At 44.2% G+C, this 25,559-nt stretch carries 19 protein-coding genes and 2 tRNA genes; 2 read left to right on the top strand and 19 right to left on the bottom strand.

All coding sequences use genetic code 11. The features are described from left to right. Positions 1–76 precede the first annotated feature (76 nt). From HXT60_RS00770 to HXT60_RS00740, 7 genes are all read right to left on the bottom strand, one after another. The gene (locus tag HXT60_RS00770; protein ID WP_004111967.1) at positions 77–1,468 is read right to left on the bottom strand and encodes a cell division protein; all 1,392 of its coding nucleotides are present in this window, start codon (positions 1,466–1,468) and stop codon (positions 77–79) included. 109 nt (positions 1,469–1,577) lie between these two features. Then, positions 1,578–2,249, bottom strand: coding sequence for a pyroglutamyl-peptidase I (locus HXT60_RS00765; RefSeq protein ID WP_004121367.1), 672 nt, complete (start codon positions 2,247–2,249; stop codon positions 1,578–1,580). A 31-nt stretch (positions 2,250–2,280) separates the two neighbouring features. Continuing rightward, complete coding sequence (locus HXT60_RS00760) at positions 2,281–3,246, bottom strand: polyphenol oxidase family protein (protein ID WP_410311505.1); 966 nt, start codon at positions 3,244–3,246, stop codon at positions 2,281–2,283. Between the two features lie 54 nt (positions 3,247–3,300). Further along, entirely contained in the window at positions 3,301–4,158 is an 858-nt protein-coding gene (locus tag HXT60_RS00755) for an aldo/keto reductase (protein ID WP_004111961.1), read from the bottom strand. A 129-nt stretch (positions 4,159–4,287) separates the two neighbouring features. Continuing rightward, entirely contained in the window at positions 4,288–7,020 is a 2,733-nt protein-coding gene (locus HXT60_RS00750) for a polyribonucleotide nucleotidyltransferase (RefSeq protein ID WP_421791166.1), read from the bottom strand. Positions 7,021–7,454: 434 nt separating this feature from the next. Next, a complete protein-coding gene (gene rpsO, locus HXT60_RS00745; RefSeq protein ID WP_004111957.1) occupies positions 7,455–7,724 on the bottom strand; it encodes a 30S ribosomal protein S15 in 270 nt (89 codons plus the stop codon). Positions 7,725–7,869: 145 nt separating this feature from the next. After that, complete coding sequence (locus HXT60_RS00740) at positions 7,870–8,550, bottom strand: DedA family protein (protein WP_421791164.1); 681 nt, start codon at positions 8,548–8,550, stop codon at positions 7,870–7,872. 376 nt (positions 8,551–8,926) lie between these two features. On the opposite strand from HXT60_RS00740, the gene HXT60_RS00735 reads away from it, so the two are divergent. Further along, positions 8,927–9,574 (top strand): hypothetical protein, encoded by a 648-nt coding sequence (locus HXT60_RS00735; protein ID WP_019261886.1) that lies wholly within the window; start codon positions 8,927–8,929, stop codon positions 9,572–9,574. A 163-nt stretch (positions 9,575–9,737) separates the two neighbouring features. Beyond that, positions 9,738–9,810, top strand: a tRNA-Ala gene (locus tag HXT60_RS00730). Between the two features lie 50 nt (positions 9,811–9,860). Here HXT60_RS00730 and HXT60_RS00725 read toward each other — a convergent pair. The 12 genes from HXT60_RS00725 to HXT60_RS00670 form a co-directional block, all read right to left on the bottom strand. Beyond that, complete coding sequence (locus tag HXT60_RS00725) at positions 9,861–11,849, bottom strand: serine/threonine protein kinase (RefSeq protein WP_421791162.1); 1,989 nt, start codon at positions 11,847–11,849, stop codon at positions 9,861–9,863. A 166-nt stretch (positions 11,850–12,015) separates the two neighbouring features. After that, positions 12,016–13,374 carry a UDP-N-acetylglucosamine 1-carboxyvinyltransferase gene (murA, locus tag HXT60_RS00720; protein ID WP_004124216.1) on the bottom strand — a complete coding sequence of 453 codons (1,359 nt, stop codon included), beginning with the start codon at positions 13,372–13,374 and terminating at the stop codon, positions 12,016–12,018. 88 nt (positions 13,375–13,462) lie between these two features. Beyond that, positions 13,463–14,872, bottom strand: a complete 1,410-nt coding sequence (locus tag HXT60_RS00715; protein ID WP_009994437.1) for a metallophosphoesterase — start codon at positions 14,870–14,872, stop codon at positions 13,463–13,465. A 479-nt stretch (positions 14,873–15,351) separates the two neighbouring features. Further along, positions 15,352–16,206, bottom strand: coding sequence for a transcription termination/antitermination protein NusG (gene nusG, locus HXT60_RS00710; RefSeq protein WP_421791160.1), 855 nt, complete (start codon positions 16,204–16,206; stop codon positions 15,352–15,354). Between the two features lie 28 nt (positions 16,207–16,234). Beyond that, on the bottom strand, positions 16,235–16,450 hold the full coding sequence (secE, locus tag HXT60_RS00705) for a preprotein translocase subunit SecE (protein ID WP_004111941.1): 216 nt from the start codon (positions 16,448–16,450) through the stop codon (positions 16,235–16,237). 38 nt (positions 16,451–16,488) lie between these two features. Beyond that, positions 16,489–16,564: transfer RNA gene (locus HXT60_RS00700), tRNA-Trp, on the bottom strand. Positions 16,565–16,728: 164 nt separating this feature from the next. Beyond that, positions 16,729–17,988 (bottom strand): pyridoxal phosphate-dependent aminotransferase, encoded by a 1,260-nt coding sequence (locus HXT60_RS00695; RefSeq protein ID WP_421791401.1) that lies wholly within the window; start codon positions 17,986–17,988, stop codon positions 16,729–16,731. A 424-nt stretch (positions 17,989–18,412) separates the two neighbouring features. Beyond that, positions 18,413–19,558 (bottom strand): glutamate 5-kinase, encoded by a 1,146-nt coding sequence (proB, locus tag HXT60_RS00690; RefSeq protein WP_415699157.1) that lies wholly within the window; start codon positions 19,556–19,558, stop codon positions 18,413–18,415. Beyond that, positions 19,559–21,223 (bottom strand): GTPase ObgE, encoded by a 1,665-nt coding sequence (gene obgE, locus HXT60_RS00685; protein WP_004115954.1) that lies wholly within the window; start codon positions 21,221–21,223, stop codon positions 19,559–19,561. Between the two features lie 94 nt (positions 21,224–21,317). After that, positions 21,318–21,569, bottom strand: coding sequence for a 50S ribosomal protein L27 (gene rpmA, locus HXT60_RS00680; RefSeq protein ID WP_004106248.1), 252 nt, complete (start codon positions 21,567–21,569; stop codon positions 21,318–21,320). A 33-nt stretch (positions 21,570–21,602) separates the two neighbouring features. Beyond that, positions 21,603–21,911 (bottom strand): 50S ribosomal protein L21, encoded by a 309-nt coding sequence (gene rplU / locus HXT60_RS00675; RefSeq protein ID WP_004111933.1) that lies wholly within the window; start codon positions 21,909–21,911, stop codon positions 21,603–21,605. A 181-nt stretch (positions 21,912–22,092) separates the two neighbouring features. After that, positions 22,093–25,536, bottom strand: coding sequence for an Rne/Rng family ribonuclease (locus HXT60_RS00670; protein ID WP_421791399.1), 3,444 nt, complete (start codon positions 25,534–25,536; stop codon positions 22,093–22,095). Positions 25,537–25,559: the final 23 nt, after the last annotated feature.

Here is a 25,559-nt window from a genome sequence, read left to right as displayed (position 1 = left end):
ATCTATTTACTACTTTTCTTTATGAGTTTTCTATAAATCCACCACACAGCACAATTCGCTACTAGCAACTCGCCACTCAGGATTCCTGAGCGATAGCTTCTTCAACTTGGGCTTGTGCGTCTTTCCTCGCCTGTTTTTGAGCATCAGCATCGCTATTATCCGAAGCATCCGCATCTGCAGAATCGCCAGAATGCCCCTGTCCAGAAACAGCATCACCAAAATCAAATCCAGAAAAAGCGTTTGCAAACAAAGACCTAAGCTCGGTAACACGTTGCGTAATTTGCGCTTCCCTATGCTGCAGCTGTGTTAGACGCGCCGTCATACCATCCAGCTCCTGCTGAGCTGCTGCCCTACGCTCTTCCACTTGAGCCGTAGCATCTTGCATAGCTTTACGAACGATTTGTGCAGCCTGAGCATCCGCATCCTTATGCGCCTGTGCAGCATAATTATCCGCATCCTGATGAATAGTTTTTGCCCTAGCAACAAGCGCATCAGCCTCTTCTTGAGCAGCGTGTTCTCGCTCTTTCAATCCAGATATAAGTTCGTTCACCTTTTTTGTTGCTTCTTCTTGCTGAGCTGCAATATCGTTTCTAATTTGCTCAACTTCTGCACTAACCTGGCTTAGCGTGCGCGTGCGCTCAACTTGCGCTTCGTCTGCAATCTCCTGGGCTTTTGCCGCAGCAGCATCTGTAATTTCTCCAGCCTTGCGCTGCGCATCCGCCATCATCTTTGTTGCTCGCTCCTGCATGTCTGCAAGTTTCTTGTTTGCTTCTGCCAAAGCCGACTCAATCTGATCATTTGTCTCTGCTTTAGCATGAGCAATTTCCGCGTTTGCCGCAGACCTCTGTTCCGCGATTTTCTGCGCTGCATCCGCTTTTAGCTGTGCAATTGCACGCTCCTGCTCGGATTTTTCGGATGCCATTCGCTTCGTGTGTTCTTCTCTAGCGTTGTTTATTTCCAGCGTTGCAGCATCTCTTTGTGCAGTAACATCTTTGTTTGTTGTTTCACGCAAACGCTGCGAGTCTTCTTTTGCCGCACTCGTCATCTGGCTTGCCTTGTTGCTTGCTGTAGAAAGCAGCGTATCCGCTTTTGTTTGAGCCTCTTGCAGCAAATGCTCTGCGTCTAATTTTGCATTGTTTAGCAAGGTTCCCGCCTGCGCTTGAGCAGTTTTTTTAATCGACGCAGCGTCTTGCTTTGCGCGTTCAATTAGCTGCGAACTCGTCTGTTCTGCCGACGCAAGTAATTGTTGCGCATTTGCGCCCAAAGATGCAAAAGTATTCCCGCTTTTTGCACGTTTAACATTATTTTTTTCTTCTTGCAATTGTGCTTGCAATTGAAGAATAGATTCGTCACTAGATCGCACTTGTTCACGCAGACGCGATATTGTGCGCTCGTAGTTAGAAAAGGCTTCGTTGACTTTATCTTTGTCGTATCCGCGCAAAGCAGTTGGGAAACGATCTGGCACCATAGTTTTTCCTTTCACAAACCCCCGCACGATTCACTAACTTATCGTGCACACTCCATCAGCAATAACGCTATCACTTTAGACGCAAAAACACTCGGGCGTGTCGAGCGAACTACTCGAGCAATATGCTTAAAGATGAAGGTTTCATATAGTATTTTACGGCTTCACGAATTATGTTTTGACCAGCTTTTATTTGCGAATCTAACGGCAGCCCATGCCTAGCGTCATGAGTTGCAACTACTGGAGGAAAACTTACAAATCCTGCGATTATCTGCTTTTTAGAATTATTGGACGCCCAATTTAATAGCCTATAAAACAGTGAGTTGCAAACGTATGTTCCTGCATCCGAGCTTAGTGTTGACGCTATTGCATCGTGAGCAAAATCGTTCAGAATCATTCGCAATGGCAACCTAGTCCAATATGCAGATGGTCCATTTTCAACAATTTGTACACTTTGTGGAGTGTGGTTATCTACGTCTGGTTTAGTTGCGTCCATAATATTTGTGGCGCACCGTTCTAATTGCACTCCGCGAGCAGTATGTTTTACCCCTGTTGCTATTACAATATCCGCATCTTGCGCATTAATCATTTCTAAAAGCTGAGGCCATGCGTTTGCAAAGCTAATCGGCAGCATTACAGACTTGATATTTACTCTAACATCTTCTGGAAGATCAAGCTCCTGACTTGAATATTGTTCTAAAGCCAATGGCACTTCGTAAGACGGGTTTACGCTAAGATCAACATATGGTCCAAATCCTGAAATAACTACGTTAATTTGCTTCATAACAATAGCTTTCTACGAATAGCTTTGCTTTTTACTTATCTTTGACTATAAGCGCAAGCAATCGTCCTTCATGTGATTTTCCAGCAAGACCTGCGCGTCTATGAGAATACCAGAGTGGATTTTCCAACGTGCACATTGGGTTTTGCAACGCCTGAAGGCGACTTTTCAGCGTTCCACCTTCGCAATCAACATCGCAAACTGTACTCAATTCTTCGTCTTCTGCCAAATATTGAGTTGCAGCTGTAACTCGCGGTAAAGCGTCAACAACGTTTGCAACTCCTGCCAGCGCTAAATCAATGCGGGCAGCTTCAGCAATATCAATTCCCACTCCACCAAAACGCGTTTGCGTTGCAGTCTGTGGATATCTGCGTTCAAAGTCGCTAGCTATTTCTTCGCCAACTTCGTAGCAATCGCCACAAATGCAGGGTCCAAGAACGGCTGTTATATTCGAGCGTTCGGCTCCTTTTTCACACATTGCTTCAATAGTAGAATCAAGTACTCCAGCCATTAAGCCTTTTCGTCCGCAATGCGCTGCAGCTATTACTCCAGATTCACTATCGGCAAGTAAAACTGGTAGGCAATCTGCAGCAAACATTCCTAAAGCGAGTGAGCATGCTGTTGAAACTTGCGCATCAGCCTCAATTCGCACTTTTGAATCTGCAAAACCTGTTGCATCGAAACCGTACTGAGTGTTCCACGAATCAACTATTGAATCTGCATCAAATACGCTATTTCCATGCACTTGGCTAACAAGACACAAGTCGGCTTTAAGAGTATTTTGCAAAGCACAACGGTTGCTAAACACAGCTTTAGCATCGTCGCCAGCTTTGCCACCTAGGTTAAGCGACGCAAAATCACCTTCGGAAATGCCACCTAATCGTGTTGTAAAAACGGCGTGAGCGCGCGATCCCAATGGCACTGGAATTGTCACTGGAATTGGCAACCCGTGCGCGTCTTCATGAGCAAGTGGCATTCCTGCTACGCTAGTTTCCTGCATATTATTCGCTTTCGTTTTGTTTTATTTGCTGTAACAAGTTATTTGCAGTAAAAGTTAGCCCAAATAAGCTAATTCTTCATCGCTTAACTGCAAATCCGCAGCTTTTAGACTATCCAATATTGTAGCTGGTCTATGAGCGCCTGGAATAACAAAAACGTTATTTCCCTTAGCAAGCTCCCAAGCCAAAACAACCTGCTGATAGCTAACTTTATGAGCATCTGCCACTTTGCGGAATGGGTCAAAAAGATGCTCGTCATATGGGTGACGGAACCCTCCAAGAGGACTCCAGCAAACAAACGCAATTCCAAGCTGCTTGCAATATTGCAACGTGTCTTCATTCTCTAAATGCACTGGAGAATACTGGTTTTGCACAGCCACAAGCTTTTCTCCAAGAATTCCGCGCGCAATGTCAATCTGCTCAACAGATGCGTTAGAAATGCCAATTTCGCGCGCAACTCCTTCATCGAGCAGCTGTTGCATTGCTTCAATCGACTCATTGTATGGAACCTCTGGATCTGGCCTGTGGAAGTAAAGCAAATCAATCGTATCTACGCCAAGAGCCATTGCTGACTCTTTAGCGTGCGCAATCAAATGCTCTGGCTTACCATCTTTACCCCATGTTGGTCGTCCGTCAGTAAAGTTGCGGAAGTGTCCGACTTTTGTTGCAACTAAAATAGAAGACTTGTCTCCATTCCAACTTTCTAAAGCCTCACGAACAAGCTTTTCTCCAGTTTGTTCCTCGCCGCCAGAACAATAGTATGCCCATGCTGTATCGATATGAGTGCAGCCTGCATCAAGAGCTGCATGAATAGTTTCGATACCCATATCGTGTCCAAGATTGTTTTCAATCGTCAATGGCATTTCACCAAAACCAATAGAAGTGGTTTTAAATGACCCTAAAGTGCGATCCATAATATTAATATTTCCCTTATTTTAAGCCGTTTTAAAATGCCCCCAAGTGCAAAAGCTACTTGAAGGCATTTAGAATTATTTTTATTTTATGCGACTACGCTTTTGTGCGTTCATCTATTTGACTTAAGATTAATCCTCGTCAAACGGGTCAAAATCGCGACGGATCCTACGACGAGGGCGCTCAGAACGCTCTTCGCGAGACGCGCGATACTCATCATAGTGATCGTCATCAGCTGCGTAACGTGGATTACGGTCGTTTCCACGACGATCGGCATTGCGATGAGCAGACCTATCTTCATGGCGATCATCGCGATTATCCCTATCATCATAACGATCTTCACGTGGAGCGCGTCGACGAGGACGATCTTCAAAATCGTTGTTATCGTAACGATTATCCCTGCGATCATCCCTTCTGGAAGAACGATCCTCATAACGGTCAGAACGATCGCTTCTATCGTTTCGATCATTCCTATCGTCATAACGCGAATCACGATCATCACGAACATTACGGCGGCGAGGGCGCTCATCCCTATCGCCCCTATCATCCCTATCGTCACGTGGAGCGCGTCGGCGATCGCTTCTGCGATCATCCCTATCATCACGATCTTCGCGAGGAGCGCGACCACGGTTTTCGCGAGGCGCTGGAGCAGAAGATTCCTGATTCTCAAAACCTGGAATGGCCAAAGAAATCTTACCGCGCTCATCCACGCTTTGTACGATTACTTCTACGTTATCGCCTTCCTTAAGCACATCTTCAACAGTATCAATGCGCTCGCCATTAGCAAGGTTACGAATCTGAGAAATATGCAGCAATCCGTCACTTCCAGGAGTCAAGTTTACGAAAGCACCAAAGCTCGTTGTCTTAACAACCTTGCCAGTAAAAGTTTCACCAGCTTTTGGAATACGAGGATTTGCAATAGAGTCGATGATTTCCTTCGCCTTCTGAGCAGCTTCGCCGCCTTCAGAAGAAATATAAACAGTACCATCATCTTCAATGGCAATCTCGGCACCAGTTTCTTCTTGAATCTGGTTAATCATCTTGCCCTTAGGTCCGATTACTTCACCAATCTTATCTACAGGAATCGTAGTTGTGATAATGCGTGGAGCAAATGGGCTCATCTCAGCTGGGCAATCAATGCACTCGTTGATAACTTCAAGAATCGTTGCACGAGCTTCGTGAGCCTGCTGCAAAGCGGCAGCCAAAATATCAGCTGGAATGCCATCAAGCTTAGTGTCAAGCTGCAAAGCAGTGATGAACTCGGAAGTACCAGCAACCTTAAAGTCCATATCTCCGAAAGCATCTTCTGCACCGAGAATATCGGTCAAAGTCTTGAAGATATGCTTTCCATCAACATCTCCCGAAACCAAGCCCATAGCAATACCAGCAACTGGAGCCTTCAAAGGCACACCAGCGGCGAGCAAAGAAAGCGTAGACGCGCAAACAGATCCCATAGAAGTGGAACCGTTAGAACCAATAGCTTCAGACACCTGACGAATAGCGTATGGGAACTCTTCACGACTTGGCAAAACTGGCACCAAAGCCTTCTCAGCCAAAGCACCATGACCAATCTCGCGACGCTTTGGAGATCCAACGCGACCAGTTTCACCAGTGGAATATGGAGGCATTTCGTAATTGTGCATATAGCGCTTAGTCTGCGGACCAGAAAGCGCATCCACTTGCTGCTCCATCTTAAGCATATTCAAAGTAGTTACGCCCAAAATCTGGGTTTCACCACGCTGGAATAGCGCAGAACCGTGAACGCGAGGAACAATATCAACTTCTGCACTAAGCGTACGAATATCGCGCAAACCGCGACCATCAATTCTGTAATCTTCCGTCAAAATACGACGACGAACAATCTGGCGCTGCAACTCCTTGAAGGCGTTACCAAGTTCCTTTTCCTTCTCCTCATCGTCCATATCAGTAAACTCTTCTGCGATTGCAGCACGCACGCCTTCCTTAATTTCAGCAATGCGATCTTGGCGTGGGAGCTTTTCAGCAATAGAAAGAGCCTCGTTCAAATCAGCATGAGCAATCTCATCGATTCTTGCATAAAGTTCGTCAGTGTATTCTGGGAACAGCTGGAATTCCTTGGTTTCTTTAGCTGCAATACGCTTCAACTCATTCTGAGCGTCGCAAATAACCTTAATAAAAGGCTTTGCAGCTTCCAAACCACCAGCTACAACTTCTTCATCTGGCTTGATTTGACCCTCATTGTAAATCAAATTCCAAGCATTCTTGCCAGCGCCAGCTTCAATCATTGCAATAGCAACATCGCCATTTTCAATAACACGACCAGCCACAACAATCTCAAATACTGCACGCTCGCGCTCACTCCAGCGTGGGAAAGCAACCCACTGACCATCAATCAAAGCCAAACGAACGCCAGAAACTGGGCCTTCAAACGGCAATCCAGAAATCATAGTAGATGCAGATGCAGCATTCAAAGCAATAACATCGTATGCATCATCTGGATTAATTGCCAAAATCGTTTCCACAACTTGCACTTCGTTACGCAAAGTGTGTGGGAACAATGGGCGCAATGGGCGGTCAATAATACGGCACGCAAGTGTTGCCTCATTTGACGGGCGTCCTTCTCTGCGGAAGAAAGATCCTGGAATCTTTCCAGCAGCATACATTTTTTCTTCCACATCAACAGTTAATGGGAAGAAATCGTAATTTTCCTTTGGGCTAGATCCTGCAGTCGTCGTCGACAAAATCATGGAATCATCATCCAAATATGCGGCAACAGCACCGTCTGCTTGCTGAGCAAGGCGACCAGTTTCAAAGCGTAGCGTACGCTTTCCAAATGAACCATTATCAATAACGGCTTCTACAGCCTTAATTTCGGGACCCTCCACGGGTTCCTCCTTTTCTTAACTTACCTAATCAACCAACATGCGTAATAACATTGACAACTTCGCTTTTGTTATTTGTTTACCTCTAACATCCACGCGAATTTGCAAATTTGCATATGCCAATGTTTCTTTTCGTAGTGTTTTTTGTTTCGGCTACTTCAATCATCCATATTCAATTATGCTTCTAAATCTTCAGTTATAAATCTTATGAATCCTAAATTCTAAAATCCAAAAATATAAGTCTCTACAATATTTTCTATAGTTTTTCCATAACTCTACAAATTAGACACTATAAGTCTGTTTAAAACTAATAGATTTAATTCAAGCTTTTCTATTCTACTTCAAACCCACTAAAACCGATAAACCCGATAAATACATAATGAAAATATTCATCATGAAAATATAAAAGCCCGAGCTTATGCCCGGGCAAAAAAGACTTATCGACGCAATCCGAGTCGATCGATCAAAGAACGATAACGGTTGATGTCTACACGCTTCAAATAATCAAGAAGACGACGACGATCACCAATCATGAGCATCATACCACGACGAGAGTGGTGATCATGCTTATGCTCCTTCAAGTGATCAGTAAGGTCAGCAATACGCTTGCTCAACAAAGCAACCTGGACCTCTGGGGAACCCGTGTCACCCTCATGTGTCGCGTATTCGTTGATGATGCTCTTCTTATCTTCAGCCGTCAATGCCACGGCGTCCTCCTTAATATCACTGCGCGGTGCTGCAACCTTATGATGCAGCGCTCTCAATCCGCGGGCGTTACACGCCAAGTGTTAATTCTACAACAACGTGTTAACAAGATTAATTCGATTGAATACTCGTAATTCTACTAATACCCTACTTCTCCAAACATTTCTTAGCTTTGTTAGCATCATGAGCTTTATAAAGTCCAATAAACGTTGGTACAAGAGAAATCAGCAGAATCGCCACTATAACAAGCTCAAAATTCTTCTGAACAAAAGGAATATTGCCGAAGAAATATCCGAGCATTGTAAAAAGCGACGACCATACCACTCCACCAAGAATCGAGAAAGGAGTAAAACGAGTCCAACGCATTCCAGAAATACCCGAAATAAAAGGCATAAAAGTTCGTATAAACGGGAAAAACCTACCTAAAAACACAGCAAGAGGACCCCATTTATCAATCATCTTCTCTGTTTTAGCAACGCGTTCTGGAGTCAATGCCTTAACTTTACCAGATTCAACAATTCTTCTGCCGAAAAAGTGTCCGATGAAATAATTGCACTGGTCGCCAACAATAGGTGCTATCCACACAACCGCGAGCAAAAGCATAAGCGGAAGAGAACTTTTACCAGTTTGCGAATCTGGAGCAGCAAAGAATCCTGCTGCAAAAAGCAAAGAATCTCCAGGCAAAAATGGGAAAAACACAACGCCTGTTTCAATAAAAATGATTAAGAATATCAATCCCAAAGCAGGAGCTGTACCCATAGCAATCCAACCAGCTATAGCTGAACGCGGGTCTTTAAGAAGATTAAGAATAAAATGAATAAATCCCATAAGAATACCTAAAATCCTGTTTTGTAGTGCCGTGTTGCACTTTTTATGCACGCATTTTGCGCGGATTAACAATTATATTGCACGCTTTAGATTATGAGATTATGATTTGAATCCTGAATTTGTTTCCTTAAAACCGATATTTGACTACAAAACCAAGAACGTTAGCGCACTTACCGTGCACACGCAACACAGACTAACGATTAACGAGGCTGATTAACAGACTGATAACCAGCTAACGATTCGAGATTTTTTACAGACAATCAGGCGTTTTTCGCGTATATTTTATTTTGCTGGTAATGTAGTCATTGAGAATTTGATATTACAAATTTGATCTAGCTTTAAAGTGTTTAACGCGTTTAAAGGAGAGTGGCAAAAGATGGATCAGCGTAAAGCAAACACTGATGCTAACGCAGATAAAACACTTGGATCACCTAACGAATTGGAATCTGAGCTATCGATAGCAGATATTTCCAAACGTCACTCTAATCCTAAACGCTGGATACTCTACTTTGCAGTGCTTCTAGCAGCAATAGTCATTCCATATTGGATAGGTAGAACATTAGCAGTACAACACACTTCATGGGTTGTTCAACATTATTCTGGTTTAACACCACAAGGCGTTGTGTTTATAGCATGGGTTACAACCGTTGCAACAGCTACAACACTAGCAATGGCATTAATAGAGTCTAAAAAATGGCTGTGGAGATTCTTATTCGTTATTTTTCTAACGATTGAACAATTTATAAGCGGCTTATGCTTGCTAAGACTAAGCTTTTGGTACTCAACATACGTCGTTTATGGGTCTGCAGCTGGACTGGCTAATGCAGCAAACCTTGGAATAATATCTGCAGGATTTGGCGTTGCTGTATACGCTGTTTTATTCGTAGGACTACTTGTAATAGTGCCTAAAACATCACGCTTAAATGTGCTGACTCGCAGCTGGGCATCATTAATAATGTTCTATACTATTGAAGTCTTAGCGATTCTTGTGGTGATTTTTGGCGGATTTATGACAGCAATGTAGCTTCCACATATGCATACTAAATGTGTGCACTATATGAAAATACAAATAAGCATTAGGCACATTATTATTGACATTTAAACGTTTTTTGCAACACTCCATACTGGTTTAGCATTGTACTTTTACGCACCTTGTAGTACAGTGTGCAGAGTTGTTGTAGAACAATGGGGCTATAGCTCAGTTGGTAGAGCGCTTCGTTCGCATCGAAGAGGTCGTGGTTTCGATTACCATTAGCTCCACTAAGCCCACTGCATTCATTCCACCGCAGTGGGCTTTTTCTTTGCAAATCCTAAGCGCCGCCATTGTCAAATATATTTTCAATTGAATCAATTAACGGATCTGCTTGGCTCATTATCTGCTTAACTCTATTGTCAACGTTTTTATTTTGCGACTTTATAGATCGCGCTAAATCTAACGCGTCGTCAAAAATATTTTCAATACTATCTTGACTAACAGCATAAGACTTAAATAAACTAATCCACGATTTTAGCGAATTAAAAACAAGTTCACACGCATCTATTTTTACAATCTCGTTCTGATTTTTCTTAGCATTTTCAATAAAATTATGCAACTTCGTAATATAATCAACATTTTGCGGCTTGGATTTTCCTTCCGCATAAGATGCAAAGCTTAAATACTCACTTCCAATCGAATAATACATTGATGCCAACTCATAGTCTTTTGATTTAACACCTTTTAACGCTTCTTTAAACCATTCAGATGCTGCTGTTATGCGAGTTTTTCTATTTGAATCACTAACTTCTTCCCCATTTTCAACGCTATAATACCAATATGCTTTACCCACAGATAAGCACAGTTCATACCAATCTTCAGATTTTTTAAGCGTGTTTTTATACTCATTAATCAACGCTGTAAAATCTTCTCTTTCATCAAGAGTCCACCGAAAATCTTCAATTTGATGCACTAAAAGTCTGAGTATTGGTTGAATGGAAAGCGGCTGAATATTGGCATTAAAAAGTTTTATTTGCAATCGCATAGCTTGATTAACATTTTGAATCACCTGCTTAGAATCCACTGATTTTGCCGCTGTTCTCATGTAGTTTTTATATTTTTCAACATCACTTATTTTCTCTATAGCATTCTTGTTTCTTTTTTCATCATTGTTACGAGTCAGTCGCGCATAATCATTTTTTCGACTACTTATTTGACTATTTGATGTTAAAGAATGCAATGATGTTCCTATCAAAAAGCAGCCAACAACAACCATAAGTATGCAGCAAATAATTTTGATTACAATATTTCGATAACTATTCCTACCACTCTTTTTATGAGTATTTTTACGCATACTCCTACGACTACTCTTACGTTTATCACGACGATTATTCTTATAATGATTTACACGCGACCTGATATTTTCTATACCCTCTACGCCAGAATCTAAATTGTCTCCTAAATAATTTTCTAAGCAATCCTCCAACGACTGAGCAAATTCTTTACAATCCGCATAACGCTCCAAAGGATTTTCTAACATAGCACGCATTAAAACAGCTTGAAGATCGTTAGCAAAACCACCATCAGCTAAGTCGAAGTTAGTAAAGTGCTTTGTAGCATCATAATGTTCTGAGTTTATTGAGTTTCCTGAGTCTATAGTCTTATTATCAGAAAAACATTTACCCGTAAGAGCAAACCACAATGTAGCACCAAGAGAATAAACATCAGTAAAAACGCCTATTTTGGATTCAGGCTTAAAAAGTTCTGGAGCAGCAAATCCACGAGTAGCAAAACGCGCATCTTGTTTAAATCTGCTTGGTTGCACCAACACACCATCTTTATTTTTAATTTCTAACGCAGATCCAAAGTCAATTAAATAAACTTTTGAATCCGCACCAAGCATAATGTTAGATGGTTTTAAATCACAATAAACAATAGAAGGATTAAGTGAATGAAGATATTGCAATAAGCCACACAATCGTATACCTAAATTACACACTTCGGCAGGACTCATAACACCTTCTTGTAAAATCATTGATTTTAAAGAAAATCCATCAACATAGTCGCGAACAGCGTATGTTCTGCCATTCTCCTCAAAAAAATCAACAATTCTAGGTATAGAAGGATGATTGCAATGATTTAAAACCTCAACTTCTGCGCGCAAAGACTGTAAAATCAAGGCTTTTTTATCGTCATCAAAATCAGTAGCAGTTTCTTTTATAGCCCATTGCTTATGAAGAACATTATCTACCGCAAGATAAACAGTAGATGTTCCTCCAGCTCCCAGTTTTCCGAGAATCTGATATCTTCCGCCCACACAAACCATATTTGCCGCACTTTCATAAAATCAAAATGACAATAATCCTGTGCTGCAAACTTTATAGACTAATTTGCGTATTGAAAATACTTATAGAACAATGTGTACCAAAGCCATCAAAACCCTAGAAAAATAAGGGAAAATTTATCCACATTACTCACATTGCTCAAATCGCTCAATCAATATCCGCGCCAAGAGCAGTCAACTTACCGCGGAAATCTGCATAACCACGGTCAATAAGCGAAATACCCTTAACGTTAGATGGACCCTTAGCTGCAAGAGCAGCAATAAGATGACTAAAACCACCTCGCAAATCAGGAACATCAATATCTTGACCAGTAAGAGGCGTTGGACCAAAAATCACAGCAGAATGCTTGTAATTGCGCTGCTGGAATCGGCAAGGAAGAGAACCTAAGCACTCGCGATACAACTGAATCATAGCGCCCATTTGAACAAGTGGTTTTGTAAACCCAAAACGATTCTCATAAACAGTTTCGTGAACAATACTCAAACCTTTAGCTTGAGTTAAAGCAACAACAAGAGGCTGCTGCCAATCAGTCATAAAACCAGGATGAACATCGGTTTCAATAGCAACAGGATGCAAATCACCACCCGGATGCCAGAATCGAATACCGTTATCAGTAACGTCAAACTGACCACCAACTTTACGGAACACGTTTAAGAAGGTCATCATCTCTGGCTGAGTAGCACCTTTAATAAACACGTCACCATGAGTTGCGAGCGCCGCCGAAGCCCAAGATGCCGCCTCAATCCTATCTGTTAAAGCCGTATGATTGTAGCCTTGAAGCTTATCAACACCCTCAATCCTAAATGTTCGATCAACGTCAACAGAAATAATAGCGCCCATTTTCTGCAAAACAGCCACCAAATCCATAATTTCTGGCTCAATTGCAGCACCCGAAAGCTCTGTTTTACCTTCTGCAAGCACGGCTGCAAGAAGAGTTTGCTCAGTGGCACCAACCGATGGATAAGGTAGATGAATTTTAGTGCCATGCAAACCGTTAGGAGCAGTAATATGAATACCATCCTCATGATCTTTATCTACATTCGCACCAAGTTTACGCAAAGTTTCAAGATGGAAATCTATTGGACGCCCTCCAATATTGCACCCACCTAAAGCTGGGATAAAAGCCTCACCAAGTCTGTGAAGAAGCGGACCAGAGAAGAGAATAGGTATTCTCGAAGATCCTGATAATGTATCTACGTCTGCAACATCAGCAAGCTGAACCTTGCTTGCGTCAATGCTAACAACGCCTGCAGCACCATCGACATCTACGTTTACTCCATGCAAACGCAGCAAATCAGAAACAACGTGAACATCTCTGATTTCTGGAACATTCTTTAACACGGATTTCCCAGGAGCAAGCAAAGCTGCAACCATTGCTTTACTAACAAAGTTTTTTGCACCACGAACTTTAATAGCTCCGTTAAGCGGCTTGCCACCTTCTACATGCAAAACGTCTGCAGCGTCAATGCCACTTTCGTTCTGTTCAGCCGTATTATGCGCAGACACATTTACCTCTTTCGTTTGCAACTAAAACTAATCACTATAATACCGACATGCGTGCCAATAGCACATACCAATTCGAGCATTAACCAAGCTACTTTGCTGCGCGAGACCGCCATCTTCTCAATAGCCTTGCAAAAAGCGAAGGTTTTTGCAATAAATCTACTTCTGGCAAATCGTGATCGCAATCCGCGTTTAGACCATAAGTATACGCCTTTTTAGACGAAGGTTTTCCAACTAAATCACCAAATTCAAGCATTTGCGTTCTAGGCTCGTATGGGTGACGTATGTCAAATTCGATAAGTCTTGCACCACATTTAGATGCAGCTGGCCCATAAGATCCAAAACCACACGTTGCAGTAGACATAAGTAGCATATCCGAATCTTTACAACGTCCAGCAAACGCGTTTCTGTGATCATGCCCTGCGCAGAAAGCGAAAGTGCCAATCTTTTGCAAAATATCATATTCCCCACTGTCTTTATCTGGGCAACTCACACCTTCTCCAAGATAACCATCTGGCAAAACGCGATTATCGTCTAAAGCATAATATCTCCCAGCAAAACGCCTGTACCCCTCGATCGCATGTTCCTGAGACGCATAATCTTTAGAAACTTCACGCATTAAACCATAGTATTGAGGAAGAGGAAAATGCTGGAAAACACAGAATTTTGGAGGCGATAACTTTGGCAAATTTCTCAAAAAATCAAGTGCCTTATCCGAAGGTTTCCCATAACCTCCACTCTTCTCATAGTCTCCAGAATTAACCAAAACTAATGAAAATACAACATTTTCCTGATTCACATCCATAACTGGAAGCGCAAACGTACCAGCTTCACAAGGAAAAATGATTTGATTTGGCAATATGCATTTAGTGGATTGCAAAGCTGCAACATTGCAACTAGAAGAATCATAATTATTCGACTTGTTTTGCGAAGAACGGTTCATGCAACCCTTAAACTCTTGATACAAAGAATCCAATTCTTCATTGCTTAACCCACATTGAAAATCATGGTTTCCGTAAGTCAGCGCCCATGGAATTGAACGATCTTCCAAAGGCTGCACCATACGCTTAATGTGCTCAATAACTTTTTTTCGCGTTGCATCTAGTTTTTCTGCATACGACTCATCCTTAGGCGAGTAATTATCAGAAAATCGTCCTGAGGAAGAGTCGAAAGCCTCCGAAGACCAGCGTCTGCGTACAAATGTATCCGCAAAATCTTTAACATATCCAGCAATTTGATTACCCGTAAAAATCACAATATCTGGCTTAACAGCATCACAAGCGGACTCTATAAGCCTAATTGTATCTTTGCTAATTTTTGGAGCATCCTGAACATCTGCAAACTGCAAAACACGAAATTTGCCAGAAAGATGGAATTGCAATTTACCTAATCGTGCAGAAATAGACATCGGCAAATTAGCCGATTCAGAAGAATTAGCCGATTCAGAAGTGGGTAAAACTTTAGACTCATCGCTATTCGTAGATTCTGCAATTTCTGACATGATTCAAGCATACGGCACATCAGAGAACAGTATCAACAAAAGATTTAACAAAATTCAAAGAATTTAACGCTAAATTATTAAGACTGCACTCGAACTACAGAAAAATAAAGAAATATACACAAAAATGGCGAAACGTAGGGATTTTTTACAAGATTTTCAGGTAATTCACAGGCAATAACATCTTTGTCTTAAGTAAAGGATGCCTATTATAGAGACATCAAGGAAAAAGCAAATCAACATAACGAATGATTTGCAAGAACTAATAACTGAACCTCTCTTCTTCTCTTCTCTTTCATAACCCCGGGTTAATAGCTCGGGGTTTTTGATTACATTATAAAAAATTACATTACAAAATTACGGATTATTCCCCCCCCCAAAAAAAAAACAAAACAAAAGTCGGGATGCAGCAAACACCACACCCCGACTTATGCACTGATAAAATCAGATACGCGCAACAATCACAAAACGCGCATTAAAAATCAAACAATAGGCTCTACCTGGTTAAATCCAAGCTCCACAGGAGTTTCGCGACCGAAGATAGAAACAAGAACCGTAAGCTTCTGCGTTGTAGGATCCACATCCGACACCACGGCAGCCATAGTCGCAAATGGACCATCGGTAACTGTAACCTGATCGCCAACCTTGTAAGCCACCTCAACGGTACGCTTACGAGCCGCAGCAGGCTTATCTCCAGCCTTCTTCAAAGCCTCAGACGCAATCATAGGAGCCATCATATCGATAACTTCCTTACGGCTAAGAGGAACAGGCTCCTTAGATGGGCCAACAAAACCAGTAACGCCTTCAGTTTCGCGCACAATACGACGAGCATTCTCATCTGGCCACATACGAATAAGCACATATCCCGGGACGCGAACGCGGGTAATAACCTTCTTACCCTTGTCGGTGTGCTTTTCAACCTCTTCCATTGGCACTTCAATCTGGAAAATCTTATCTTCCAAACCAAAGCTTTGTACACGAGATTCAACGTTAGTTTTAACGCGCTTCTCGTAGCCAGAATAGGTGTGGAGAACGTACCACTTGCCTTCAAGAGTGCGCAAAGTCTTAGAGAATTCCGCAACAGCGGCAGCACCAGCATCTGTAGGATCAACTTCTTGCGCAGCGGAAGAATCGCCAGCAACCGTTTCAGCAGGCTCAGCAGGAGACTCGGTCTCACCAGCTACGTTTTCACTATTTTCAGAAGCATCTTCTACGACAACAGTATCTGCAGCATCTGCGTTCTCAACATTTGCAGCATCAACCGAAATATCAGCTGCGTCAAAATCCGCAAAATCATTCACAGAATCAACATTTTCGAGATTCAACTCGTCAGTCATATTCGCACACCCTCAAAATTCGTTGAAATCAGCCAAACAGCCACATAACAGACTTACCCAAACCGAAGTCCATAACAGTGACGAAAACCATCAAGAAAATAACAAAAATAAACACGGAAGCTGACCAAGCAAACAATTCCTTGCCGTGAGGAGCAACGACTTTGCGAGTCTCATCAATAGTTTGCTTAATGAACATGCCAATACGCATGAACAAATTCGGCTTCTTCTCTTTTGCCTTGGCCATGCTTGAATCCTTCGTTTGAAAATTGTTAACAATAAAACTGGCAGGGACGGCGGGACTCGAACCCACAACCTACGGTTTTGGAGACCGTTGCGCTACCAATTGCGCCACATCCCTAGGTGAACTTGCTAATCATACCTTAAAAAGATTGACTTGGCAAAACCGCCAAATAGATATGTTAGCGGAAGGGCAAGATTTAAGGGTTTTATTATGATTAGCGAGTGTCGCTAAACGCGCGGTTGCTGGCGACTTTTGCGCGCGTAAACAACGCGCTGGCGCCTTTAAAACGCGCTGCCGCCTTCAATCCACTGCTTCATACGCCTCATGCCCTCGGCAAGCTGACTATCTGCTAAAGCACACGAGAATCGCAAGTAACCAGGCGCACCAAAAGCCTCTCCAGGAACAGCGGCAACATGCGCTTCATCAAGTAGCATTTGCGCAAGCACAGACGACGTGCCTGGAATCTTAGAATCCTTGCCCATCGGGCACTCAAGCAGTGCCTCAACGTTTGCAAACGCGTAGAAAGCGCCGTGCGAAAGAGGACAAGTCACGCCTTGCATGCTGTTTAACGCTTGCACAATCGCCTTGCGACGAGCATCGAAAGAATCACGCATTTTTGCAACTTCATCTAAGGTCCCACCAACCGCTGCAAGAGCTGCTCGCTGTGAAATATTGGAAACGTTAGACGTCATGTGGCTTTGAAGCTTAATCGCAGCTTTTGCGACATCAAGCGGCGCAACCATCCAGCCAACACGCCAACCTGGCATTGCGTACGTTTTAGCAACACCGTTCAAAACAAGCAGCTGGTCGCGCACTTCTGGCACTTCTACGCCAATATACGACGTTTTTACGCCGTCGTAATGCAAGTGCTCGTAAATCTCGTCGGAAAGCACCCAAATATGGTGTTTTACAGCCCATTCGCCAATCGCGCGAATCGTTTGTGCGCTCCAAATAGCGCCTGTTGGATTAGAAGGCGAAGTTACAATAATCGCACGCGTGCGTGGGGTACGAGCCGCCTCAATCGCCTCAATATCTGGCTCAAAACCGCGATCCGCGCCAGACATAACAGGCACAGGCACGCCACCTGCAAGTTTTACTGCCTCTGGGTAGCTTGTCCAATATGGCGCTGGGATTATAACTTCATCGCCATCGTTTAACAAAATCTGGCATGCTTCGTAAACAGCTTGTTTGCCGCCATTCGTTACAACAACTTGATTTGGGGAAACATCGTAGCCAGAATCGCGCTTGACTTTGCGCGCAATCGCCTCGCGAAGCTCTGGAAGACCAGCTGTAGCCGTGTACTTATAGTTTTTTGGGTCTTTGCATGCGGCGGCTGCGGCTTCAACAATGTAGAGCGGCGTTGGAAAATCAGGTTCGCCTGCGCCGAAGCTAATAACGTCGATTCCTGCGGCTTTCATTGCTTTTGCTTTGCCATCTACAGCAAGCGTTGCACTCGGTGCCACTTTGTTAATGCGATTGCTCATAGAGCGCCATTGAGAGTTTGATGCGTTTGCTGCGATTTGCAACTCGTTTTCTGCCATATTTGCTGCGATATTTTCTGCCATACTTACAGTTTAACCATTACACGTTATTTCCCGAAAATGCACCAAGTGATGTAGAGATTCGAGATTTTTTGCCGCGAGCGAGGTGAGCCTCAGCGCCGAAAGGTGGTGACTCGCCGAGAGAGCAAGAAAAATCGAGAATCTCGGTGATTAAGCTATACACAATTGCTCAAGCATGTAAGAGGGCTGGGTGATTCTTGGTCGAACAGTATAAGAGCGGCAGCCGATACCAAATAATCCAATGATCAACCACTACAAATAAACTTCAACCAAAAAACAAAATCAAAGCCAAAACGGAACAACCGCAACTCTAGACTACACGTAATAGGCGGAGCGTTGTGAGACAAGAATTAGCCAGCCCTCTCGCAACAGTAGGTAAGAAAAACGCAAAAGCAAGCAAATGCTATAAAAGCACAAGATTGTCGCGATGCACCACAGGATGTGCGTATTGCCGCCCCAAAGTCGCCTCTAAATCGTCCGTAGTAAGCCCCATTACCTGCGGTATCTCATCTGAATCAAATGCAACTAGCCCTTTGGCTAAATGATTGCCATGCTCGTCATCAATCCACACTGGATCACTTGCAGAAAAGTCGCCAGCAACCCCTACGATTCCAGCAGCCAGCAGGCTTGCTTTCCCTCCTCGAACAGCTGCAGCTGCACCAGAATCTACAATAATCGAGCCATGCGGATTAGACGCAAAACCAATCCAAAGTCTTCTGGAAGACGCGCGCGAATTTAGTGGCGCGAACACGGTTCCAACTGCTTTCCCCAATAGTGCGTCCTCCGCGTTACTAGCACATGTCAAAAGCGTTGGGATTCCAGAAACAGCAGCAACGTGCGCCGCATCCATTTTGGTTATCATTCCGCCTGTGCCTACACCCGAAATGCTGGAGCCAACTTTAACATCGTCTAGCGCGCGCGTAACATCTGGAACAAAACTAATCCGCTTAGCATCTGGTTCGCTAGGCGGAGCCGTGTAAAGCGCGTCAACATCTGTTAAAAGAACCAGCGCATCTGCTCGCACAATGTTCGCCACAAGCGCCGCAAGCCTATCGTTATCACCAAAACGTATTTCGTTGCTAGACAGAGCGTCGTTTTCGTTTACGATTGGCACAACGCCTAATTCCAGCAGCCTAAGCATTGTGCGTTGGGCATTACGGTAACGCGAAGGACTTATAGTAACGTCTGCCGTTAGTAGCATTTGCCCTACTCTTATGCCGAATTCCGCAAATGCTGACTCATATTGGTACATGAGCAAGCCTTGTCCAACTGATGCTGTTGCTTGCTGAGTAGGCACATCTTTAGGACGTTCATTAAAACCAAGTAGTCCAAATCCCGCTGCGATAGCACCAGAAGATACTAAAACTACATTAGCTCCAGACATTTGAGCACGGCTAATAGCCGTAACAAGAGCACGTAATTTTTGCACGTCTAAATGACCAGATAAGTCTGTAAGCGAGCTAGAGCCAACTTTTACGACTATTGTGTTCGCATTGCTAATTGAACGCCGAATCTCATCTTCGGTAGGCTCAACTGCCTTATTAATCATTTACTCACCACGTCCAAATAAACTCTGCTCATCGTGTTTGTCGTCATCTACCGATGGATCTGCCCAATGACCTTGCTTTCTCTCCGCCATCATCGCATCTCTCACAGCGCTCTTTGCATCCATCATCATGTGATAATCGCGTCTGCGCTCCGCATTCGTGCGTCTTGCACCTCTAGGGTCATTTGCTTCAAGTCGCAAGTCTTTTCCACGCGCGCCCAAGCTAGCGCCGTCCAAACCTTCCGCACCTGCTGCAATGCTTGGATCCCAGTCGAAGCAAACCATGCGGTTTCCGCGACCAATCCTAATCTCGTCTCCTGGACGTGCACCCTTCTTGCGCAACTCGTCTTCTACACCAAGTTTTGCTAAGCGATCCGCCAAATAGCCAACTGCCTCGTCGTTGTCGAAGTTTGTTTGCACAACCCAACGCTCTGGCTTAGCGCCCGTAACAGTAAACCAGAAGTCGCCATTTTTGTCTTCTTCGCGCTCGATTGTAAAGTCGCTAGCACTTCCGCGGCCATCATCTCTGCGTCGTCTCAATGCTGGCTGTTCAAGCGGCTGAATAACAACTCGCTCTTCTTCTCGCGCTGCCTCTTGCTCAGCAAGCTTTTCGCGCATACTAGCCACCATCTTTCCAAGCGCAAAACCAAGCTCTTTCAAGCCTTCGTGAGACGCAGTAGAAATCTCAAAAACTGGAAAGCCCATTTTTTCAAAGTCGCTTCGCACAAATTCTGCCAACTCTTTTGCCTCTGGCACATCAATCTTGTTTAGCACGATAATTCGCGGACGCTCTGGAATCGGAATTGCTCCAAGCGGCAAATCCAACTTGTTTGCGTATTGCGAAAGCTCGTGTTCCAAAGCCTTATAATCGCTGATTGGATCGCGATTGGGTTCAAGCGTTGCGCAGTCGATTACGTGGGCGATTATTTCCGTGCGCTCAATGTGGCGCAAAAATTCTAGACCAAGCCCTTTTCCTTCGGAAGCTCCTGGAATCAATCCTGGCACGTCTGCGATTGTGTAGCGGTATTCACCAAAGCTGACTACACCAAGGTTTGGAACAAGCGTTGTAAACGGATAATCTGCGATTTTTGGTTTTGCAGCGCTGATTGAAGCTACAAGACTTGACTTTCCTGCAGACGGGAAGCCCACTAGCGCGACGTCTGCTATCGACTTTAGTTCTAGGATTACGTCTCGTTCTTCGCCAGGTTCGCCTAGTAGTGCAAAACCTGGAGCGCGGCGAGTTTTATTGGCAAGAGCGGCGTTTCCAAGGCCTCCAGCACCTCCTGCTGCGACTACGAATGTGTCGCCTACATGTTGCAAATCCGCCAAAACATTGCCTGGCTTTTTTTGCGCGCCCGATGCACCCTTCGCCTCAAAAATTACGGTTCCGACTGGCACTGGCAACATAAGGTCTTCTCCTTTGGAGCCGTCCTTTGTATCACCTAAACCCATTGTGCCACTCTGCGCTACGCGATGTGGAATGAATCGGTAGTCGAGTAGGCTGTTAGCGTTGCGATCGGCTACGAATATAACGCTTCCGCCATTTCCGCCATTTCCGCCGTTTGGACCTGCAAGTGGCTTGTATTTTTCTCTGCGCACGCCTGCGGATCCGTTGCCGCCGTCGCCGCCTTTAACGTGTACCGTTACTCGATCTACAAAATCGCTCATAACTTTTACCTTACTTGATGCTCAATACTCGCCAGATTTGCAAAAACAAAAAAGCCGCACCGAACGGGGTGCGGCTAGAAGATTAATGAGTTACTCAGGCGGTAACTACGTCTACAACCTTGCGATCGCGACGAATGCCGAACTTCACATTGCCGTCCACCAAAGCGTACAGCGTGTGATCCTTACCCAAAGCAACGTTCTGTCCTGCATGGAACTTGGTGCCGCGCTGGCGAACAATAATGTTTCCAGCCACAACAGCTTCTCCACCGAACTTCTTAACGCCAAGATATTGCGCCTGTGAGTCGCGACCGTTGCGCGAGCTAGACGCACCCTTCTTATGTGCCATCTTGCTGTCCTTTCAGGTTTATAACACCGTCAATCAGGCGATGGCCGTGATCTTGACGAGAGTCAACTTCTGACGATGACCCTTGCGGCGAGCCACGCCAGTCTTGTTCTTATACTTCATAATGCTAATCTTTGGACCCTTAGCTTCGTCGTTAAGAACTTCTGCCTTAACTGTGATCTTTGCAAGATCCTTAGCGCTTAAGGTCACCTTAGCACCGTCAACAACGAGCGCGACCGGGAATTCCACGGTATCGCCCTTCTTTGCATCGAGACGGTTTACGAGGATGGCGTCTCCAACCTCAACCTTCTCTTGATGGCCACCGGCCTTCACAATCGCGTACATAATTCGTTCCTTAGCTAAATTGAAAGCTTTACTATTGCCTCACGCGCAGCGTTGAACCTGCGGCAAGACACCGACTATCAAAATTACACCGACCCCTGTACTAACGTCAAGTCTTAATTCATAAAGTCGAAATAAGCAATAGACATTATTGTACTCGAGCCGTATACTTTGCGTCTATTTTTTAGTTTTCACTAGATTCTTGAGAGCTTTCTGTGGATTCTTGAGATTCTTGCGAATCCTCAGATTCCTCAATTTTCCCGACTACTTGCGATTCTTCACTGCTTTCTGCAGATTCATTACTCGCATCTACTGCAGAAAAGTCGCCAGCAACCGAAGATTCATCAACACTGTCAACACTGTCAACACTGTCAACACCATCAACACCATCAACGACACTATCACCTGCATCGCCATTATTAGCAACGTAATCTGCAGCTACAGCATTCACATCATTATTGTTATCGTCTTTATTATCGTTACCGTCTTTTTCGTCACTTTTACGCAAAGACTCCTCCAAGAAAGCCGACGACGCTGCAGCGGCAGCAATACGCGCTAATTTGGCGCGAACATCCGCACTGGACTCCTGCTTAACCACAGGCATAGGGTCCGCAATACTTCCATGACCATGCTTATTGGTTTTAATAAACGGATCACCGCCCTTAAGCGCGTAAGGATCCGCATACTCCGAAGACACAGTCGGCTCATCGTGAAGAATAAACCCACGACCCTTGCAAGTCGGGCACTCCTCCGAAAACGCCTCGACCAAACCCTGCCCAACGCGCTTACGAGTCATTTGGACAAGGCCAAGAGATGTAACCTCTGCAACCTGATGCTTTGTGCGGTCGCGCGCAAGACACTCAACAAGACGGCGCAAAACAAGATCGCGGTTCGCTGGCATAACCATGTCAACGTAATCAATCATAACCATGCCGCCAATATCGCGAAGTCGCAGCTGACGCGCAATCTCCTCGGAAGCTTCCAAATTGCAGCGAGTCACAGTCTCTTCCAAAGACTTACCGCGACCAATAAAACGACCCGTATTTACGTCAATCGTTGTCATTGCCTCCGTTCGGTCAATAACAATCGAACCGCCTGCAGGAAGATAAACCTGGCGCTCCATGCCCTTTCTAAGCTGGCTGTCGATTTGCCACTTGTCGAACACGTCTTTGCCTTCATGCTCAGCAGGATCCCAATACTCAATCTTGCTGCGCAAATCAGGAGCCATCATCTCCAAGTATTCACAAATGCGGTCATACGCGCCCTTGCCTTCCACAATCATCTTTTGGAAGTCATCGTTAAATATGTCTCGAACAACACGAATAGCCACATCTGGCTCGCCTTGCAAAAGCTTTGGACGCTTGCCATGCAAGAACTCTTCTCGCTTCGTTTCGATTCGTTCCCACTGTTTTACAAGCGATTCAAGGTCTTTTTCAATCGCATCTTCACTAGCACCATCTGCGGCGGTTCTAATGATTATTCCCATGTCTTTAGGCGCGATTTTGCTTACGATTGCGCGAAGTCGGCTGCGTTCACGGTCGGATAACTTGCGACTTACGCCCGTCATAGCTCCAGACGGAACAAGCACAAGGAACCTACCAGCAAGCGTTACTTGAGATGTTAGTCGCGCACCCTTATGACCTATAGGGTCTTTAGTAACCTGCACTAAAACAGGGTCTCCTGCCTTAAACGCAAGCTCCATTCTTCGCGGCTGTCCTTCTAATCGGGTTGTATCCCAGTTGACTTCGCCAGCGTAAAGCACGCCGTTTCTAGCCTGACCAATGTCTACGAATGCAGCCTCCATGCTTGGCAGCACATTTTGTACACGACCAAGGTAAATATTTCCTACTGTTGCAACTTCTTGAATATCAGAAACATAGTGTTCTACAAGAATATTGTCTTCGATTACAGAAATTTGCGTGTGACGATCGCGTTCACGCACAACCATAAGTCGGTCAACGTTTTCACGCCTTGCCAAAAAGTCTTGCTCCATAAGCAAGTTTTGGCGATTACGCTCCCTGCGATTGTCACGACGACGCTGCTTTTTGGCTTCAAGTCGCGTAGAACCTTCAATATCCGTAATCTCATCAATATACTGCTGTTTTCTAGATCTTCGACTAGACGAATCGGAGTCTATTGACACAAAACGCGATTGTGTGCTTTGTGAATTTTGCGAGCTTTGCGAACTTGAGGAACTTTGAGACGAATCGTCAGAAGATTTCGACCTGCGACGACGGCGACGACGAGTGTACACTTCCTCGTCATCTTGAGATCGCAACTCGTCTGGATCTGGAATTAAATCGCGGTCTTCTCGAGAAACTTCTATTTCGTTTATGTCATAATCGTCAGCGTATGAAGAATCATCCGAAGATAGGTCGGATGTTGTTCTACGGCTTGATCTATCAGACTTATCTGCCCTATCTGTCCTATCTTCCTTATCTGCGCGAGACGGTCTGCGACGACGGCGACGACGGGTTATCATTTCTCCGTCTTCATCATCATTATTTTCTAAATCAGAAGTTTTTGCATACTTGCGGGTTGATTCAGAATCTACATCATTATCTGACTCAACACTATTTTCAATTCTTTCGTCAATTACATCATCGATTGGAGAATAAACTATGTCGTCGTATTCAAGGTCTTCTTCTATTTGCTCGACTTCTGCGGCGGCGCGTCTTTCGGCAGCGTTTAGTCTGCGATTCTTGCGTGACTTTCTATGATTTTGATCATCGTAATTATCCTGATTATCACGATTCTTACGACCATTATTGTTATTATCGCTATATTTGTCACCATTATCTTTGTCAAGGTTAGCTTTATCAAAATTAGACTTATCCAAGCTATCCTTATCCAGATAATCTCTACTATTTCTACTTATTCTGCTATCGCTTCTATTATCAATTTCGTTTAAATCTTCAGAATTTGCACGATTAGATCGATCTGTACGATCTGCACGATTTACTCTGGAACGCACACGAATAACACGTGTATCATCGTCAGATTCAGAATCATAGTTATCGTCAAAATTGTTACGATTATTGCGATTTTTGCGACTACGTACTCTACTTAAATCCTCGTCTTCATTGCGATTCTTCCTGTCATTCCTGCCAGAACGCGTTTTACGCAACTTTCGTGAACTGCGACTATTGTCTTTGTCTAAATCATCTCGACTGTTTTCTCTATCGCTTTCATTTGCATCATCGTCGTAATCTAAATCGCGCATACGACTATTGTTTTCAGGCAAACGATGAGGTAAAACAGGCTCCTGAAAAAGTAGCGATGTTATCGGCCTTACAGGAGTTTGGTGCTCAACAACACTTTCAGATTCAGTTTCCTCAGAGCGTGTATCGTAATCGTTTCCGCCTTGTACGTGTAGTTTCATCGATTCGCCAGCTGCTCCTGCAACTCTTACAACGCGTCTTCCAGCACGCCTGCGTCTTGTGCTTGACGCTGCGTCTTGCGAACCTGAAACCACATTGACAACACCTGCTGTAACGGGTGATGTAACAGTTGAAGCAGCTGCTGATCTTTGATCGTCAGCTGCGTTAGTAGATTCGTTCGCGCTTGAATTTGCTGCTACGAATGAAAGATTTTTATCTTCATTTTTATCATTATTGGCTTCGGGCACGGTGAAGCCTTCTCGTGTTACTC

The sequence above is a fragment of the Gardnerella sp. KA01002 genome (assembly GCF_049244015.1).
In the GTDB taxonomy this organism is placed as follows: Bacteria; Actinomycetota; Actinomycetes; order Actinomycetales; family Bifidobacteriaceae; genus Bifidobacterium; species Bifidobacterium vaginale.
Note: the sequence above shows the minus strand (reverse complement) of the source record. Positions and strands in the feature narration are given on the sequence as shown.

Bases quoted from the DNA above. Each gene is read 5' to 3' on its own strand.
- secE (WP_004111941.1), bottom strand. From the start codon at position 16,450: ATGGCCAAGGCAAAAGAGAAGAAGCCGAATTTGTTCATGCGTATTGGC.
- HXT60_RS00735 (WP_019261886.1), top strand. From the start codon at position 8,927: ATGGATCAGCGTAAAGCAAACACTGATGCTAACGCAGATAAAACACTT.
- HXT60_RS00725 (WP_421791162.1), bottom strand. From the start codon at position 11,849: ATGGTTTGTGTGGGCGGAAGATATCAGATTCTCGGAAAACTGGGAGCT.
- HXT60_RS00760 (WP_410311505.1), bottom strand. From the start codon at position 3,246: ATGCAGGAAACTAGCGTAGCAGGAATGCCACTTGCTCATGAAGACGCG.
- rpmA (WP_004106248.1), bottom strand. From the start codon at position 21,569: ATGGCACATAAGAAGGGTGCGTCTAGCTCGCGCAACGGTCGCGACTCA.
- HXT60_RS00740 (WP_421791164.1), bottom strand. From the start codon at position 8,550: ATGGGATTTATTCATTTTATTCTTAATCTTCTTAAAGACCCGCGTTCA.
- HXT60_RS00770 (WP_004111967.1), bottom strand. From the start codon at position 1,468: ATGGTGCCAGATCGTTTCCCAACTGCTTTGCGCGGATACGACAAAGAT.
- HXT60_RS00715 (WP_009994437.1), bottom strand. From the start codon at position 14,872: ATGTCAGAAATTGCAGAATCTACGAATAGCGATGAGTCTAAAGTTTTA.
- proB (WP_415699157.1), bottom strand. From the start codon at position 19,558: ATGATTAATAAGGCAGTTGAGCCTACCGAAGATGAGATTCGGCGTTCA.
- nusG (WP_421791160.1), bottom strand. From the start codon at position 16,206: ATGACTGACGAGTTGAATCTCGAAAATGTTGATTCTGTGAATGATTTT.
- obgE (WP_004115954.1), bottom strand. From the start codon at position 21,223: ATGAGCGATTTTGTAGATCGAGTAACGGTACACGTTAAAGGCGGCGAC.
- HXT60_RS00695 (WP_421791401.1), bottom strand. From the start codon at position 17,988: ATGGCAGAAAACGAGTTGCAAATCGCAGCAAACGCATCAAACTCTCAA.
- HXT60_RS00765 (WP_004121367.1), bottom strand. From the start codon at position 2,249: ATGAAGCAAATTAACGTAGTTATTTCAGGATTTGGACCATATGTTGAT.
- rplU (WP_004111933.1), bottom strand. From the start codon at position 21,911: ATGTACGCGATTGTGAAGGCCGGTGGCCATCAAGAGAAGGTTGAGGTT.
- HXT60_RS00755 (WP_004111961.1), bottom strand. From the start codon at position 4,158: ATGGATCGCACTTTAGGGTCATTTAAAACCACTTCTATTGGTTTTGGT.